18 protein-coding genes are annotated in these 15,547 nt (G+C 65.5%); 9 read left to right on the plus strand and 9 right to left on the minus strand.

Annotated elements, in window-relative coordinates; all coding sequences use genetic code 11:
• Nucleotides 1-75: 75 nt before the first annotated feature.
• The gene (locus tag I6F28_RS28220; RefSeq protein WP_018644993.1) at nt 76-321 is read right to left on the minus strand and encodes a PilZ domain-containing protein; all 246 of its coding nucleotides are present in this window, start codon (nt 319-321) and stop codon (nt 76-78) included.
• A 228-nt stretch (nt 322-549) separates the two neighbouring features.
• Between I6F28_RS28220 and I6F28_RS28225 the strand changes: the two genes are divergently transcribed.
• From I6F28_RS28225 to I6F28_RS28245, 5 genes are all read left to right on the plus strand, one after another.
• Nucleotides 550-2,088, plus strand: a complete 1,539-nt coding sequence (locus tag I6F28_RS28225) for a YifB family Mg chelatase-like AAA ATPase (RefSeq protein WP_225142256.1) — start codon at nt 550-552, stop codon at nt 2,086-2,088.
• Between the two features lie 108 nt (nt 2,089-2,196).
• Nucleotides 2,197-2,664 (plus strand): hypothetical protein, encoded by a 468-nt coding sequence (locus I6F28_RS28230; RefSeq protein ID WP_036024312.1) that lies wholly within the window; start codon nt 2,197-2,199, stop codon nt 2,662-2,664.
• A 228-nt stretch (nt 2,665-2,892) separates the two neighbouring features.
• Nucleotides 2,893-5,136: an ATP-binding protein gene (locus I6F28_RS28235; protein ID WP_225142258.1), complete on the plus strand. Its 2,244-nt coding sequence runs from the start codon at nt 2,893-2,895 to the stop codon at nt 5,134-5,136.
• A gap of 84 nt (nt 5,137-5,220) precedes the next feature.
• Nucleotides 5,221-5,850 carry a histidine phosphatase family protein gene (locus tag I6F28_RS28240; RefSeq protein ID WP_036024309.1) on the plus strand — a complete coding sequence of 210 codons (630 nt, stop codon included), beginning with the start codon at nt 5,221-5,223 and terminating at the stop codon, nt 5,848-5,850.
• Nucleotides 5,851-5,921: 71 nt separating this feature from the next.
• Nucleotides 5,922-6,980 carry an AI-2E family transporter gene (locus I6F28_RS28245; RefSeq protein WP_225135503.1) on the plus strand — a complete coding sequence of 353 codons (1,059 nt, stop codon included), beginning with the start codon at nt 5,922-5,924 and terminating at the stop codon, nt 6,978-6,980.
• Between the two features lie 45 nt (nt 6,981-7,025).
• On the opposite strand, the gene I6F28_RS28250 is transcribed toward I6F28_RS28245, so the two are convergent.
• From I6F28_RS28250 to hisB, 8 genes are all read right to left on the minus strand, one after another.
• The gene (locus I6F28_RS28250) at nt 7,026-7,265 is read right to left on the minus strand and encodes a hypothetical protein (protein WP_036003274.1); all 240 of its coding nucleotides are present in this window, start codon (nt 7,263-7,265) and stop codon (nt 7,026-7,028) included.
• Between the two features lie 101 nt (nt 7,266-7,366).
• Nucleotides 7,367-8,323, minus strand: a complete 957-nt coding sequence (gene coaA / locus I6F28_RS28255) for a type I pantothenate kinase (RefSeq protein ID WP_036003185.1) — start codon at nt 8,321-8,323, stop codon at nt 7,367-7,369.
• A gap of 36 nt (nt 8,324-8,359) precedes the next feature.
• Nucleotides 8,360-8,683: a phosphoribosyl-ATP diphosphatase gene (locus I6F28_RS28260; protein ID WP_036003183.1), complete on the minus strand. Its 324-nt coding sequence runs from the start codon at nt 8,681-8,683 to the stop codon at nt 8,360-8,362.
• 102 nt (nt 8,684-8,785) lie between these two features.
• The gene (gene hisF / locus I6F28_RS28265; RefSeq protein WP_018646048.1) at nt 8,786-9,559 is read right to left on the minus strand and encodes an imidazole glycerol phosphate synthase subunit HisF; all 774 of its coding nucleotides are present in this window, start codon (nt 9,557-9,559) and stop codon (nt 8,786-8,788) included.
• A gap of 3 nt (nt 9,560-9,562) precedes the next feature.
• Nucleotides 9,563-10,300 (minus strand): 1-(5-phosphoribosyl)-5-[(5-phosphoribosylamino)methylideneamino]imidazole-4-carboxamide isomerase, encoded by a 738-nt coding sequence (gene hisA, locus I6F28_RS28270; protein ID WP_225142260.1) that lies wholly within the window; start codon nt 10,298-10,300, stop codon nt 9,563-9,565.
• Nucleotides 10,297-10,947 (minus strand): imidazole glycerol phosphate synthase subunit HisH, encoded by a 651-nt coding sequence (gene hisH, locus I6F28_RS28275; protein WP_036003163.1) that lies wholly within the window; start codon nt 10,945-10,947, stop codon nt 10,297-10,299. The genes hisA and hisH overlap by 4 nt, the downstream gene beginning before the upstream one ends.
• Entirely contained in the window at nt 10,944-11,474 is a 531-nt protein-coding gene (locus I6F28_RS28280; protein WP_109141959.1) for a DUF2628 domain-containing protein, read from the minus strand. The genes hisH and I6F28_RS28280 overlap by 4 nt, the downstream gene beginning before the upstream one ends.
• Before the next feature lie 64 nt (nt 11,475-11,538).
• Nucleotides 11,539-12,132, minus strand: a complete 594-nt coding sequence (hisB, locus tag I6F28_RS28285; RefSeq protein WP_036003156.1) for an imidazoleglycerol-phosphate dehydratase HisB — start codon at nt 12,130-12,132, stop codon at nt 11,539-11,541.
• A 191-nt stretch (nt 12,133-12,323) separates the two neighbouring features.
• On the opposite strand from hisB, the gene hslV reads away from it, so the two are divergent.
• From hslV to hslU, 4 genes are all read left to right on the plus strand, one after another.
• Nucleotides 12,324-12,884 (plus strand): ATP-dependent protease subunit HslV, encoded by a 561-nt coding sequence (gene hslV / locus I6F28_RS28290; RefSeq protein WP_036003154.1) that lies wholly within the window; start codon nt 12,324-12,326, stop codon nt 12,882-12,884.
• 190 nt (nt 12,885-13,074) lie between these two features.
• A complete protein-coding gene (locus I6F28_RS28295; RefSeq protein ID WP_109141961.1) occupies nt 13,075-13,557 on the plus strand; it encodes a GNAT family N-acetyltransferase in 483 nt (160 codons plus the stop codon).
• On the plus strand, nt 13,554-14,171 hold the full coding sequence (locus tag I6F28_RS28300) for a DUF2585 domain-containing protein (protein WP_225142261.1): 618 nt from the start codon (nt 13,554-13,556) through the stop codon (nt 14,169-14,171). The genes I6F28_RS28295 and I6F28_RS28300 overlap by 4 nt, the downstream gene beginning before the upstream one ends.
• Before the next feature lie 49 nt (nt 14,172-14,220).
• Nucleotides 14,221-15,525, plus strand: a complete 1,305-nt coding sequence (gene hslU / locus I6F28_RS28305) for an ATP-dependent protease ATPase subunit HslU (RefSeq protein WP_036003145.1) — start codon at nt 14,221-14,223, stop codon at nt 15,523-15,525.
• Nucleotides 15,526-15,547: the final 22 nt, after the last annotated feature.

The raw sequence follows: 15,547 nt of genomic DNA on the forward strand, positions 1-15,547 counted from the left end.
GATCACTCGGCAACTGATCAGAGATGCTTACCCATTAACGCTAAAGTCCCGTTAAGGAGGCGCGCCTGTTGAGGTTCAGTCGACGAACTCGGCGCCGAATTCGCAGCCGATGCGCCAGCGCAGGCGGCATTGGCGGGAATAATCAGGCGCGAAGATGATGGTGAATTGCGGCGGCACTTCCAGAAATTCCGCCACCACTTTCACGCCGCCATCCGAAATGTCCGTGATCGTGCAATCCCGCGGCAGCGAGCCCGCGCCAAAATGGATCTTGGCGAGGCGGCTGCACACCCGACGTTCGCTTCTCCGGCGATTTGCAAGCATTTGAACTGTTCACCCGTTAGACCACGGCCCATCCCGCAGCCCTAGGAGTAGCGGACATTCGTTGGAATGTGCTGAGGAGAGAAGGCGGCATTCGAGACGTAGTGTCTGGGCTGCGTTTACGATTGGTTAGGATTTGACCGGCCGCTAGGCGATTGTTCCCGTATTGTTCTTGCGGAAACGGCCGCGCTCTGCTACCCCTAATTGCAGCAATGGGCAGGCTGGTTCGGCATGGTTCAGCGGGTTTCTACCGTCGCCTTTGAGGGGATCGAGGCCCGCGCGGTCGACGTGCAGGTGCAGGTCGCGCCCGGCCTGCCGGCCTTTGCCATCGTCGGCTTGCCGGACAAGGCGGTATCGGAGGCGCGCGAGCGGGTGCGCTCGGCGCTGATCGCCTCGGGGCTGGCGCTGCCGGCGCGGCGGATCATCGTCAATCTGGCCCCGGCCGACCTCCCGAAGGAGGGCAGCCATTACGACCTGCCGATCGCGCTCGGGCTGATGGCCGCGATCGGCGCCATCCCGCCGGATGCGCTGACCGGCTTCACCGTGCTCGGCGAGCTCGGCCTCGACGGCTCGATCGCGCCGGTGGCCGGCGTCCTTCCCGCCGCGATCGGCGCCAATATGCGCGAGGAAGGTCTGATCTGCCCGGCGTCCTGCGGCTCCGAAGCGGCATGGGCGAGCCCGGACATCCAGATCATTGCCGCACACTCGCTGATCCAGATCGCCAACCATTTCAAGGGCACGCAGGTGCTGTCGCGGCCGACGCCGAAGGTGCACGAGGCCGCCGCCTCGACGCTCGACCTGCGCGACATCAAGGGCCAGGAAAGCGCCAAGCGCGCGCTGGAGATCGCGGCCGCCGGCGGGCACCACCTGCTCATGATCGGCGCGCCGGGCGCGGGCAAATCGATGCTGGCCGCGCGCCTGCCCTCGATCCTGCCGCCGCTGTCGCCGAGCGAGCTGCTCGAGGTCTCCATGATCGCCTCGGTCGCCGGCGAGATCGAAGGCGGCGCGCTGACGGCGCGGCGCCCGTTCCGCTCGCCGCACCATTCCGCCAGCATGGCCGCGCTCACCGGCGGCGGCGCGCGCGCCAAGCCCGGTGAGATCTCGCTGGCACATCAGGGCGTGCTGTTCCTCGACGAATTGCCGGAGTTCGATCCGCGCGTGCTGGATTCGCTGCGCCAGCCGCTGGAGAACGGCGAGGTCGCGGTGTCGCGCGCCAATCATCGCGTCACCTACCCTGCCCGCTTCATGCTGGTCGCGGCGATGAATCCCTGCCGCTGCGGCAATGCGTTTGAGCCCGGCTATGTCTGCAAGCGCGGTCGCATCGACCGCTGCACCGGCGATTACCAGGCGCGCATCTCAGGTCCCCTGATGGACCGCATCGATCTGCGCATCGAGGTGCCGGCGGTGACGGCCGCCGACCTGATCCTGCCGCCGCCGTCGGAAGGATCGGCCGAGGTCGCCGCCCGCGTGGCGGCGGCGCGCGACATCCAGCTGGCGCGCTATGCGGATGCAGGCCTGCCCCATGTCCGCACCAATGCTGAAGCCCCCGCCTCCGTGCTGGAGGAGATCGCAAAGCCGGATGCGCAAGGCGCCAAGCTGCTGCGCGACGCCGCGGAGACCATGCGCCTGTCGGCGCGCGGCTATCACCGCGTGCTGCGGGTGGCGCGAACGCTGGCCGACCTCGACCATGCCGACAAGATCGGCCGGCTGCACCTCGCCGAAGCGCTGTCGTACCGCGCACTCGCGGAGGATGTGCGCCAGCTGGCTTGATCATTCCGCGCATCAACCCGGCGGTAACGACTTTCCTTTACGCTCTGCAAACCATAAGGCCCGACGCGTTTCGGTTGTGAGTTCCCGGGGCCTAGCGAGTAGAGCGTCATGTTGCGTTTCAAGTTCCTGGCCTCGGCTGTTCCCCTGTTGGCGGCTGCGGTGTTCGCCCGCGCCGAGATCGGATCGGTGTCGCATCCCTGCATCGCGTTGGGCGACACATCGGTCGAGCTCACCTCGCTGTTCTGGACCGCCGGCGTGCATGTCGCCTTCACCGACGATCCCGCGCAGGCGACGGTGCGGGTCCAGATCACCGAGGATGCCGACGCCGCGGATTTTGCCGTGGTCGACGACGGCCTCGGCTCCGAGCCTGACACCTGCCAGGCCAGCCCTTCGACGCGTCTCGTCTCGATCGCCGCGCAGCCGGTCGACGGCGGCCAGGTGGTCTATCTCTCCAGCGAAGGACCGGCGGATTACCGCATCTATGTGCGCTCAAAGACGTTCTCGCCGCGCGAGGCGGCGGCGCTGATCGTCGGCGCCCGCGGCGGCCATGGCCGCTTCCAGGCGGCATCGCTTTAGAGCTTTGTGTTTGAGCATGATCTCCGCGCAAACGCGTTCCGCGTTTGTCGCGAAGGAAAACCGCTGCACACTTTTCGCTAACGCGGCCCTTCGGGTCCGGATCATGCTCTGACCCGTTAACGTCTCGTCAACCCTGTTCGGAGGCGGCGCCACCGCCGCAATTTGTTCGCAAGGTCGGCGGGCCATCGTCGCACGCGGCGGCGGGGTTTCAGGCAAGGGTCGGTTGCGATGGGTCGGACGTTCCGGATCAAGGTGCGCATGCGTCGTTTCAGGCGACGGCATCCGAGGCTCGCTTTCGCGATCCGCTCCTTCATGATCTTCTCGGCGACGTTTGGCGGCGCCTATGGTTTCGTCTCCGGCAGCCGGTCGGACAATTCCGGCTACGATCCCCATACCTTTGCGATCGGTGCCAGCTTCCTGTTCGCGCTCGCCTGCCTCGGCCTTGCGACGCTGAGCATGCGCCTGCGCTTCGTCAATAAGCGGCTGCGGACGCTCGCCGCCCACAATGAGGCCCTGATCGACCGCAATTGGGAGCTGAAGGAAGCGGAAGAGCGCGCCCGCAGCCTGTTCGAGCAGCAGGGCGACCTCATCGTGCTGCGCGCTACCGACGGCCGCATCACCTTTGCCAACGAGGCCTATTGCGCGCTCGCGGGACAGGCGCGCAGCGCGCTGGTCGGCACGCGATTCGATTTCGACGTGCTGGAGCAGGGCGACAGTGCCCGCGAGAGCAGCGGCACGCGCATCCACGACCAGAAGATCGCAACCCCGCTCGGCGCGCGCTGGATCGCCTGGCGCGAGGGCTATGTCCGCCTCGATGCCGGCCAGCCCGCCGAGTTGCAGAGCGTCGGACGCGACGTCACCGACCGCACCGAGACCGAGCGCGCATTGTCCGACGCGCGCGACCAGGCCGACGCCGCCAACCGCGCCAAGTCGCGCTTCCTGGCGATGGCCTCGCACGAGATCCGCACCCCCCTGAACGGCATCATCGGTATGGGCGGCCTGTTGCTCGACACCGATCTGACGCCGGAGCAGGCGACCTATGCCAGGGCGGTGAAGACCTCGGGCGAAGCCTTGATGGCGCTGATCGAGGAGCTGCTCGACTATTCCAAGATCGAGGCCGGCAAGCTCGACCTCGATCAACGTCCCTTCGCGCTCTCGACACTTGTCGAAGAGATCACCGAGCTGCTCGCGCCGCGCGCGCAGGCGAAGTCGCTCGAGATCGCCGCCTATGTCGACGAGCGCCTGCCGCTCGAAGTGGTCGGCGACGCCGCGCGGTTGCGCCAGGTGCTGCTCAACCTCGCCGGCAACGCCATCAAGTTCACGAGCAGCGGCGGCGTGGCGCTGATCGTCGAGCCCGGCATCTGGCCGAACGAGATCAGCTTCCTGGTTCGCGACACCGGCATCGGCATCGCAGCCGAAGCCCAGCAGCGCATCTTCCGCGAATTCGAGCAGGCCGACGAGCGCGTCGCCCGCACCTATGGCGGCACCGGACTTGGCCTCGCCATCAGCGAGCGCATCGTCAAGCGCATGGGCGGCCGGATCACGCTCACGAGCGAGCCGGGCAGGGGCTCGACCTTCGAGGTCGCGGTGCCGCTTCCGCCGTCGCAAGGCGGCGCCGGGCAGACCGCATTTCCGAGTCCCGACCTCACCGGCAAGTCGATGCTCCTCGTCGCCGACGGCATCGAAGCCTCGCTCATCGCGCGGCGCCTCGAACGCTGGGGCGGCCAGACCTGCCTGGTTGCAGATGCGGCGGTCGCCGAAGCATTGCTGCCGGAACGCTCCTGGCACACGGTGCTGATCGATCGGGCGATCGGCCCAGCCGCGGCCGATCAGCTCGGTGAGGCCGCCCGCGCGCATGCCTTGCAGCGCCTCGTTCTGCTGACGTCGAGCTCGCGCCACGAGAAGCTGTCGCCGGCTTTCACCGGCTTTCTGGTGAAGCCGCTGCGCGCGGCCTCGCTCGCCGCACGCCTTGCTTTGACGCCGGAGGTCGCCTCGCCCGATCTCGCGCCGGAGCCGCCGCCGGTCTCCGCCGGCCCCGCACCGGCGAAAGGCCTGTCGATCCTCGTCGCCGAGGACAACGAAATCAACGCCTTGCTGATGCGCTCGCTGCTGACCAAGCTCGGCCATCGCGTCGTCATTGCCGTCCATGGCGAGGCCGCGCTGGAATCCTGGCTCGCCGCCTCATCGGCCGGCACGCCCTACGATCTCGTGCTGATGGACATCCAGATGCCGCAGCTCGACGGCATCGAGGCGACAAAGCGCATCCGCGCGCACGAGGCCGCGCTGGGCGATTCCCGGACGCCGATCCTGGCGCTCACCGCCAACACCCTGGTGGAGGATCGTTATGCCTGTTTCGAGGCGGGCATGAACGGATTTCTGATCAAGCCGCTCGACCGCGAGAAGCTCGAGGAGGCGCTGGCGGGCCTTGCCGCGTCCCGGCACCAGACGGTTCCGGATCTCACGGGAACCTGAGCTCGTCTGACGATCGCAATTGAAATCGAGCGCGTTGCGCGTCACGATCCCACCGGGGGCATTTTGCAACCAAAGGATTTGCGCATGAACGTGCTTTGCCGCCTCGCCCTGATTGTTCTCCTGGCTGGAATCTCCCGCCACGCAGCCGCCGACACACCGGACCTCATCTCGTCGCTCAAGCAGGGCGGCTACGTCCTGATCTTCCGACACACCGCGACTGACGACAGCCAGAAGGATGTCTATCCCTTCAAGTTCGACGACATGAGTGCCCAGCGTCAGCTCAGCGAGAAGGGCAGGGACGCGGCGCGCCAGATCGGGACGGCGATCAAGGACCTCGCGATCCCCATCGGCGACGTCTACACCAGCCGGCTGAACCGCGCGGTCGAGGCCGGCAAGCTGATCTCCGGCCGTGAGGTCAAGCCGGTCGATGCCCTGACCGACAGCAGCAACGCCAGCGCATCGGGAATGGCAAACCCGACCGGCGCCAATGCCAAGGCCGGGCAGGCCGTGCGTCAGCTCGTCGATGCGCCGCCGCAGTCCGGCACCAACACCGTCCTGGTCACCCACAAGACCAACATCGCCGATGCCTTCGGCAAGGACGCCGGCAACGTCGGGGAAGGCGAGGCCTTCGTCTACAAGGCCGGCAGCTCGGGTCCCGCCACCTTCGCAGGGCGCATCACGCTTGCGGATTGGATCGCAAAAGCGGGCAGGTGAGGACCTGCCGCTCCGCCACGATGTTGTGCTACGGACATCCTCTGGCGAACGAGCGAAGAGCTGGCGAACACGTGAGAACATCGGAGAATCGTTCATTCCTCATCCTGCTCGGCGCGATCTCCGTCGCGTTCGTCTGGGTGCTTTGGCCGTTCTCCGGTGCCGTGTTGTGGGCCACGCTGCTGGCCATCATCTTCGCCCCGTTCTATCGACGGATCCTGAAATCCGTGCCCGAAAAGCACAACCTTGCCGCCCTCGTCACCGTCATCGTGGTGGTCGTCATGGTCCTGATCCCCGTGGCGATCATCATCGCGTCGCTGATCGACCAGGGCGGGGAGCTGTATCAGCGCGTTCAGAGCGGGGAGATCAGCCTCGCTCATCCCCTGCAGCAGCTGAAATCCGCGCTGCCCGCCTGGGCTGCGTCGCTCGGGGATCGTCTGGCCGGCATCGATTTTTCGGCCCTGAGGGAGCGCCTGTCGGGTCTGGTCGTCCCTGCCGGCCAACAGCTGGCCGGGCATGCGATCAACATCGGTCAGGTGACGCTGGAGTTCGTCGCAAGCCTGCTCGTGATGCTGTACCTGCTGTTCTTCCTGCTGCGCGACGGTGACGAGCTCAATGCCCGCATTCGCGAGGCGCTCCCGCTGAGCCCGAGCCATACCGCCGAAATTCTCGATGTCTTCACCCTGGCGGTTCGTGGAACGATCAAGGGGATCGTTCTCGTCGCTTTGATACAGGGAGCGCTCGGTGGGCTCATCTTCTGGCTGCTCGGCCTCACCGCGCCGCTGCTGGCGGGCGCACTGATGGCGCTGCTCTCGCTGCTGCCGGTGCTCGGCTCCGCGCTGGTTTGGGTTCCGGTTGCGCTTTACCTGCTTGTTGCAGGTTCGGTCACGAAGGGCCTCATCCTGCTCGCTTTCGGCACCTTCGTGATCGGCCTTGCGGACAATTTTCTCCGCCCGATCCTGGTCGGCCAGTCGATCCAGATGCCGAGCTATGTCGTGCTGCTTGCCACGCTGGGCGGCCTTGCGACGTTCGGAGCGAACGGGTTCGTCATCGGCCCGCTCGTCGCCGCGATGTTTCTGACGACGTGGCACATCTTCGTCGGCTCGAAGTGGCGACAGGGGGCTCCGAAATGATCGTCATGCCGGGCCTGAAGCGGGCGATCCGGCCGACGCGGTCTCTCATGCGGCAGAGACAATGAAGCGCGGTGCAGACAGCTTGTCGGGCGTCGTCTGGCCTCCCCGGAAGACGGTATTTGCCTGCGCGGCGCGCTTGCAATGCGGGCACACGAAGAGATGCGCGATGACCGGGGTCGGCTCGTCCGTGAGCAATTCCGAGCGGAACCACTTCATCTCGACATGGCAGTCCGGACAGACCGGAGCTTCCAGCTGCTCCGCAGCGCTCCTGAGACGATCAACCATGGTGTGCCCCCGCCGTTTTCCAAGGAATAGCGGAATACCCATCGTTGGTCTGCATCAAAAGATACTCTGCGCGAATGGGCAGGGCCCGGGCACCAAGGCGATTACAGCCGCCTGAGCGCCACGCTCTCCACCGTGTGGTCGGCGCCCTTCTTGAGGATCAGCGTCGCACGGGGCCGGGTCGGCAGGATGTTGTCCTCGAGATTGGCGAGGTTGGTACGCTCCCAGATCGCGATCGCGGTCGCGGTGGCTTCCTCGTCCGACAACAGAGCATAGCGGTTGAAGTAGGATTTTGGATTGGTGAATGCGGTGTCGCGCAGCGCCAGGAAGCGCTTGATGTACCATTGCCGCAGCGCCGCCTCGTCGGCGTCGATATAGACCGAGAAATCGAAGAAGTCGGAAACCACCGGCACCGCCTTGCCGTCGCGCGGCAGCTTGCCGGTCTGCAGCACGTTGACGCCTTCGACGATCAGGATGTCGGGCTGGTCGATCTCGGCCCATTGGTTCGGCACGATGTCGTAGGTCAGATGCGAATAGACCGGCGCACGGACGTGGCGGCGGCCGGCCTTGATGTCGGAGAGGAAGTTGAGCAGCATCGGCAGATCGTAGCTCTCCGGAAAACCCTTCTTCTGCATGATGCCGTGCCGCTCGAGCACCGCATTGGGATAGAGAAATCCGTCGGTGGTGATCAGCTCGACTTTCGGCCGCGGCGACCAGCGCGCCAAGAGGGCCTGGAGCACGCGTGCCGTGGTGGATTTCCCGACCGCCACCGAGCCGGCGACGCCGATGATGTAGGGCACCTTGCGGTCCCTGATGTTGAGGAACTGGCGCTCGGCGTAGTACAGCCGCTGCATGGCATCGACGTAGATCGACAACAGGCGCGACAGCGGAAGATAGATGTCTTCGACCTCCTGCAGGTCGAGGCGATCGTGCAGCGAACGCAGCCGGTCGAACTCGCCCGGCTCGAGCGTCATCGGCGTATCGTCGCGCAGTCGCGCCCATTCCTCACGCGTATAAACGCGGTAGGGATTGTACTGCTGCTCGGGTGCGCGGATATCCATGACGCCGCCTTTCCGTTGCGATCTATTCGCCCTTGCCTAGCCGCCCTTGCGCGACGCCTTCTCTTCCAGCCCCGACATCGAGGTCCGCTTGTCCAGCGCGGCCTCGACCTCTTCCAGCTTTATGCCGCGCGCCTTCAGCAGCACAAGGAAATGATAGAGCAGGTCGGCACTTTCAGCGATCAGATGCGCGCGATCGTTTTCGACTGCAGCGATTACGGTTTCGACTGCTTCCTCGCCGAACTTCTTGGCGCAATGCTCGGGGCCTTTGTCGAGCAGCTTGCGGGTATAGGATGCTTCGCCGCCGGACGCTGCGCGGACGTCGATGGTTTCGGCCAGATCATGGATCGTGAAACGCGGCATCGGACTCACTCGGAAACACGCTTGAAAGCAAGCTTGGCAACAGATTTGGCCACGGCGGCCATCCCCGTCCGCCAATGTTAGCATCGTTACGAACCGGAGTCGTCAGGCATCCAGGCGCATCGGCAGCCCACGCCGCGCCATGTGCTCCTTGGCCTCACGAATGGTGAATTCCCCGAAATGGAAGATCGAAGCCGCGAGCACCGCGGTGGCGTGCCCGTCGCGGATACCGTCGACGAGATGGTCGAGATTGCCGACGCCGCCCGAGGCGATCACGGGGACGGGAACGCTGTCGGCGATCGCGCGGGTCAGCGGAATATCGAATCCCTGCCTTGTGCCGTCGCGGTCCATCGAGGTGAGCAGGATTTCACCGGCGCCGAGCGAAACCACCTCCTGCGCGTATTCGATCGCGTCGATGCCGGTCGAGTTGCGCCCGCCATGGGTAAAGATCTCCCAGCGGTCGCCGCCCGGACGCTTGACGCGCTTGGCATCGATCGCGACCACCACGCACTGCTCGCCGAATTTTTCAGCGGCTTCCTTGACGAATTCGCGCCGCGAGACCGCGGCGCTGTTGATCGAGACCTTGTCGGCGCCGGCGCGCAGCAGCGTCTTGATGTCGTTGACCTCGCGCACGCCGCCGCCGACGGTCACAGGCATGAAGCAGGCTTCCGCCGTGCGCCGGACCACGTCCAGCATGATGCCGCGGTTCTCATGGGTCGCGGTGATGTCGAGGAAGGTGAGCTCGTCGGCGCCGGCGGCGTCATAGGCGATGGCGGCCTCGACGGGATCGCCGGCATCCCTGAGATCGACGAAGTTGACGCCCTTGACGACTCGGCCGTCCTTGACGTCGAGGCAGGGGATCACGCGCACCTTGAACATGGGTCAGCTCCTGCGCGCGTCGCGGATCAAGGTGAGGGCGGCAGCGGGATCGAGCCGGCCGTCATAGAGCGCGCGGCCGGCGATCGCGCCGGCGAGCTTCTTCGCGCGCGGCGTCAGCATGGCTTTCACGTCCTCGATCGAGGCGAGGCCGCCGGAGGCTATCACGGGAATCGAGATGGCCTCGGCGAGCGCGATGGTCGCCTCTAAGTTCAAGCCCTTGAGCAGGCCGTCGCGCGCGATGTCGGTGAAGATGATGGCGGCAACGCCGGCATCCTCGAAGCGCTTGGCGATCTCGAGCACCGTGACCTGCGACGTCTCGGCCCAGCCCTCGACCGCGACCTTGCCGTCGCGCGCGTCGAGCCCGACCGCAACGCGGCCGGGGAATGTCTTCGCGGCGGACTTCACCAGCTCGGGATCGCGCACCGCGGCGGTGCCGATGATGACGCGGGTGACGCCCTTGTCGAGCCAGGCTTCGACGGTCGCGAGATCCCGAATGCCGCCGCCGAGCTGGACCGGGATCTCGATCGTCTTCAGCATCGCCTCGACCGCCCCGGCATTCACCGGCTTGCCGGCGAAGGCACCATCGAGGTCGACGACGTGAAGAAACTCAAACCCCTGCTCGGCAAAGCTCTGCGCCTGCGCAGCCGGATTGAGGTTGAACACGGTCGCGCGCGCCATGTCGCCTTGCTCGAGGCGCACGCACTGGCCGTTCTTGAGGTCGATCGCGGGAAAGAGAATCACGGTTTCCATCGCAAGAAGTTCGAGATCAGGGCCAGCCCGAAGCGCTGGCTCTTCTCGGGGTGAAACTGCGTGCCGATGGCGGTGTCCTTGCCGACGATCGCGGTGACGGGCCCGCCGTAATCGGCGCGCGCAAGCACGTCCGCCTCGCTTGCGGCGTTGAGATGATAGGAGTGCACGAAATAGGCGTGCTGGCCCTTGGGACCGAGCGGCAGCTTGTTCAGCACCGGATGCTCCTGCAGCAGGTCCAGCGTATTCCAGCCCATGTGCGGGATCTTCAGGCTTTCATCGCGCGGCGTGATCTTCTCGACGTCGCCGCCGATCCAGTTCAAGCCCTCGGTGACGACGTGTTCCTTGCCGCGGCTCGCCATCAGCTGCATGCCGACGCAGATGCCGAAGAACGGCCGCGCCTTGACGCGCACCGCTTCGGTGATGGCCTCGACCATGCCGTTGACGGCATCGAGCCCGCGCCGGCAATCGGCAAAGGCGCCGACGCCGGGCAGCACCAGGCGGTCAGCCTCGTAAGCCTGGTCCGGATCGCTGGTAACAAAGACCTTTTGCGGGCTCTCCAGGCTGCGCGCGGCGCGCTCGAAGGCTTTCGCGGCGGAATGCAGGTTGCCGGAACCGTAATCGATGATGGCGACGCTCATCTTGACCCTCCCGGTTCTGGAAACAACCCAATGATGCCGCCGGCCGGAATCGGCGGCGGGTTCGAGAATGGCTGACCCGGCACATTGCGGGTCGGCGGCGGGCCGCCGCGATCGACGGCCCATTGATCGCCAGCGCTGCCGTTCTGCTTCTGGCTCCAGCGTTCGAAGAAGCGGCGCTCCGCAGTGTCGCTGTCATCAGCGACGACGATATCCAGCTGCCGCCACTTTCCGCGCGACAAGGTCCAGCGGCGCAGGCTCGAGGCTTCGAGGCCCATCAGCACCGCGACGATGCAATCGGCGAAGAAGATCGAGGAGCGCCCGACGCCGAGGCTCGACAGCCCCGCGTTGAACGCGGCCAGGAAGATCAGATAGCCGATCAGCGCCAGCCACAGCCGATTCCACAACAGCCAGAACGGACCGAAGATCATCGCCCAGAAATGAAAGCCGTCGCGCACGAACACGAACTTGTCGGTCGCGCGCGGATCGGCTCCTGCGGGTGAGGGAGCGTGAACTGTGTAGACAGGCATGGTGATGCCCCGTTCTCGAAATTCAGTGATGCCGCCAGCAGCGTTCGCCGCAAGACGGAAGATGTCAGCCGCCGAGCGAGCCCTTGGTGGAGGGGATCTCGCCCGCCGCCTTCGGATCGATCGCCACGGCCGCGCGGAGCGCCCGCGCCAGACCCTTGAAGCAGGACTCGGCGATATGATGGCTGTTATCGCCATATAGGGTCTCGACGTGGAGAGTCACGCCGGCGTTGATGGCAAAAGCCTGGAACCACTCGCGCACCAGCTCGGTGTCGAACTCGCCGATCTTGTGCCGGGGGAAGTCGGCCTTGAACACCAGGAACGGGCGGCCCGAGATGTCGATCACCACGCGCGTCAGCGTCTCGTCCATGGGCATGTGCACGCCGGCATAGCGGGTGATACCCGCCATGTTGCCGAGTGCCTGCTTGACCGCCTGGCCAAGCGCAATGCCGGTGTCTTCGGTGGTATGGTGATAATCAATGTGCAGGTCGCCCACCGCCTTGACCGTGAGGTCGATGCGGGAATGGCGGGCGAGAAGATCGAGCATATGGTCGAAAAAGCCGATGCCGGTCGCGATATTGGCCACGCCGGTGCCATCGAGGTTCACGGAGACCTCGATGTCGGTTTCCTTGGTCTTGCGCTTGATCGTCGCGGTGCGCATTGAAAGCTGGCTTTCATCCTAGCTAGGGAGCCGAAAACGCCAGTCTCTTAACAGCCAAATGACACCTTCGCTACTGCGGGAACGGCCGGCCGGACCTCTACTTCTGCCTATGGTGAGCGAAATTCGGCCCGGAACGGCCCGTTGTGCCCTTCGTCCCGACCGCCTAAATCAGGCCGGACAGTGAGGTATTCATGCAGGACTCCCAGAACAGCTCGCCGGGCTGGCACGGCACCACGATTCTAACGGTCCGCAAGGGCGGCAAGGTGGTGGTCGGCGGCGACGGCCAGGTCTCGATCGGCCAGACCGTGATCAAGTCCAATGCCAAGAAGGTCCGCAAGCTCGGCAAGGGCGACGTCATCGGCGGCTTTGCCGGCGCCACGGCTGACGCCTTCACGCTGTTCGAGCGGCTCGAATCCAAGCTCGAGCAATATCCGGGGCAGCTGACTCGGGCGGCGGTGGAGCTCGCCAAGGACTGGCGCACCGACCGCTATCTTCGGCGGCTGGAGGCCATGATGATCGTGGCTGACAGGGACGTCTCCCTCGTGCTGACAGGCACCGGCGACGTGCTCGAACCCGAGGCCGGCGTGATGGCGATCGGCTCCGGCGGCAATTACGCGCTGGCGGCGGCCCGGGCCCTGCTCGACACCGACAAGGACGCCGAGACCATCGTCCGCCGCTCCCTGGACATCGCCGCGGACATCTGCGTCTACACCAACCGGAATCTGACGATCGAGAGCCTGGCTACGGGGTAGGGCGGAGGGGTCATTTGTCCGAGTGCCTCTCCGCACGGTCGGTGCAACCTCTCCCGCTTGCGGGGGAGGTCGGCGCGAAGCGCCGGGTGGGGGCTCTTCCCTCTGGGGGATTGTCCCATTGCGGAAACACCCTCTCCCCAACCCTCTCCCGCAAGCGGGAGAGGGAGAGCAGCACCGCTGTGGACGCTAGATGACGCAAAGCTACGCCTTCCGTCCCATGACCGCGGCCGACATGCCGCTGATCCGGCGCTGGCTCGCCGCACCGCATGTTGCCGAATGGTGGCATGATCCGGAGACGCTTGAATTCGTCGGCGGCGACCTCGATCATCCTGACCTGGCGCAGTTCATCGTCAGCCTTGACGGCCGGCCTTTCGCCTACCTGCAGTGCTACCGGCTCGGCGATTGGCATATCAGCTTCGGCCCGCAGCCCGTGGGCACTCGCGGCCTCGATCAGTTCATCGGCGAGGCCGACATGCTCGGATGCGGCCACGGCTCCGCTTTCATCCGCGCCTTCATCGACCAGCTCTTCGCGCGCGGTGTGCCGCGCATCGTGATAGACCCGAGTCCTTCCAATGCGCGCGCGATTCGTGCCTATGAGAAAGCTGGCTTCGTGCCGCAGCACGAGATCGTCACGCCCGATGGTCCCGCACTCCTGATGATCCGAGACCCATGACGCTCGCCGCAACTCCCGCCGCCAAGACCACCTTCCCGCCGCTCGCCTGGGCCGGCATCGCGCTACTGCTGCTGGCGCTGCAGGCGGGGATCCTGCTTGCGATGGGGCGGGTGCCGATCTGCGCCTGCGGCACCATCAAGCTGTGGCACGGCGTGGTGAACAGCTCGGAGAATTCACAGCAGATTGCAGACTGGTACACGTTCTCACACGTCCTGCACGGCTTCCTGTTCTACGGCCTGACTTGGCTTTTGTTTGCGCGGTTACCCTTGCTGCCTCTCTCCTGGCCCGCACGGCTGATCATCGCCATCCTGATCGAAGGCGCCTGGGAGATCGTCGAGAACTCGCCCTTCATCATCGAGCGCTACCGCGCCGGCACGATCTCGCTGGATTATTACGGCGACAGCATCCTCAATTCGGTCTCGGACAATCTGGCCATGATCTTGGGGTTCCTGGCCGCACGCGCGCTGCCTGTCACCACGACCGTGCTGCTGGGGCTGGCCTTCGAGATCGTGCTGGCGCTCCACATTCGCGACAATCTGACGCTCAATATCCTGATGCTGATCCATCCGATCGATGCCGTGAAGCAGTGGCAATCCGGCCCGCCGATCATCTGACCCAAAATGCGGCTTGTCCTTGGCCGTCTCCCGCCCTAGCTAATCAGACATGACAGACTTCTCCCCCCGCGAAATCGTTTCCGAACTCGACCGTTTCATCGTCGGCCAGGGCGACGCCAAGCGCGCCGTCTCGATCGCGCTGCGCAACCGCTGGCGCCGGCAGCAGCTCACCGGCTCCTTGCGCGAGGAGGTGTTGCCGAAGAACATCCTGATGATCGGCCCCACCGGCGTCGGCAAGACGGAAATCGCGCGGCGGCTCGCCAAGCTCGCGAATGCGCCGTTCCTGAAGGTCGAAGCGACCAAGTTCACCGAGGTCGGCTATGTCGGCCGCGACGTCGAGCAGATCATCCGCGATCTCGTCGAGGTCGCAATCGCGCAAGTGCGCGAGCGGAAGCGCAAGGATGTGCAGGCGCGCGCCCAGCTTGCCGCCGAGGAGCGCGTGCTCGATGCGCTGGTCGGCGCCAATGCGAGCTCGGCGACGCGCGAATCCTTCCGCAAGAAGCTGCGCGCCGGCGAACTGAACGACAAGGAAATCGAGATCGAGACGCAGTCGTCGGGCGGCGGCATGCCGATGTTCGAGATCCCCGGCATGCCGGGCGCTCAGATGGGCGCGATCTCGCTCGGCGACATCTTCGGCAAGCTCGGCGGCCGCAGCAAGACGCGCCGGCTGACGGTAGAGAGCTCGCACGAGATCCTCGTCAACGAGGAATCCGACAAGCTCTTGGACACCGAGCAGCTGACGCTGGAGGCGATCAGCGCGGTCGAGAACAACGGCATCGTGTTCCTCGACGAGATCGACAAGATCTGCGCCCGCGACGGCCGCGTCGGCGGCGACGTCTCGCGCGAGGGCGTGCAGCGCGATCTCCTGCCGCTGATCGAAGGCACCACGGTCTCGACCAAGCACGGCGCGGTCAAGACCGACCACATCCTCTTCATCGCCTCCGGCGCCTTCCATGTCGCCAAGCCGTCCGACCTCTTGCCGGAATTGCAGGGCCGCCTGCCGATCCGGGTCGAATTGCAGGCGCTGACCCGCGACGACATGCGCCGCATCCTGACCGAGCCCGAGGCCTCGCTGATCAAGCAATATGTCGCCCTGATGCAGACCGAAGGCGTGACGCTCGACATCACCGACAGCGCCATCGATGCGCTGGCCGACATTGCGGTTGCCGTCAATTCAACGGTCGAGAACATCGGCGCCCGGCGGCTGCAGACCGTGATGGAGCGGGTGCTGGACGAGATCTCCTTCACCGCCCCCGACCGCAACGGCGAGACGGTCCGGCTCGATGCGGATTACGTGCAAAAGCACATCGGCGACCTCGCCAAGAATGCGGATCTGAGCCGCTTCATTTTGTGATTCGGAGCGGTCACGCTATTGA

The organism is Bradyrhizobium sp. NBAIM14 (genome assembly GCF_020193895.1).
GTDB lineage: Bacteria > Pseudomonadota > Alphaproteobacteria > Rhizobiales > Xanthobacteraceae > Bradyrhizobium > Bradyrhizobium yuanmingense.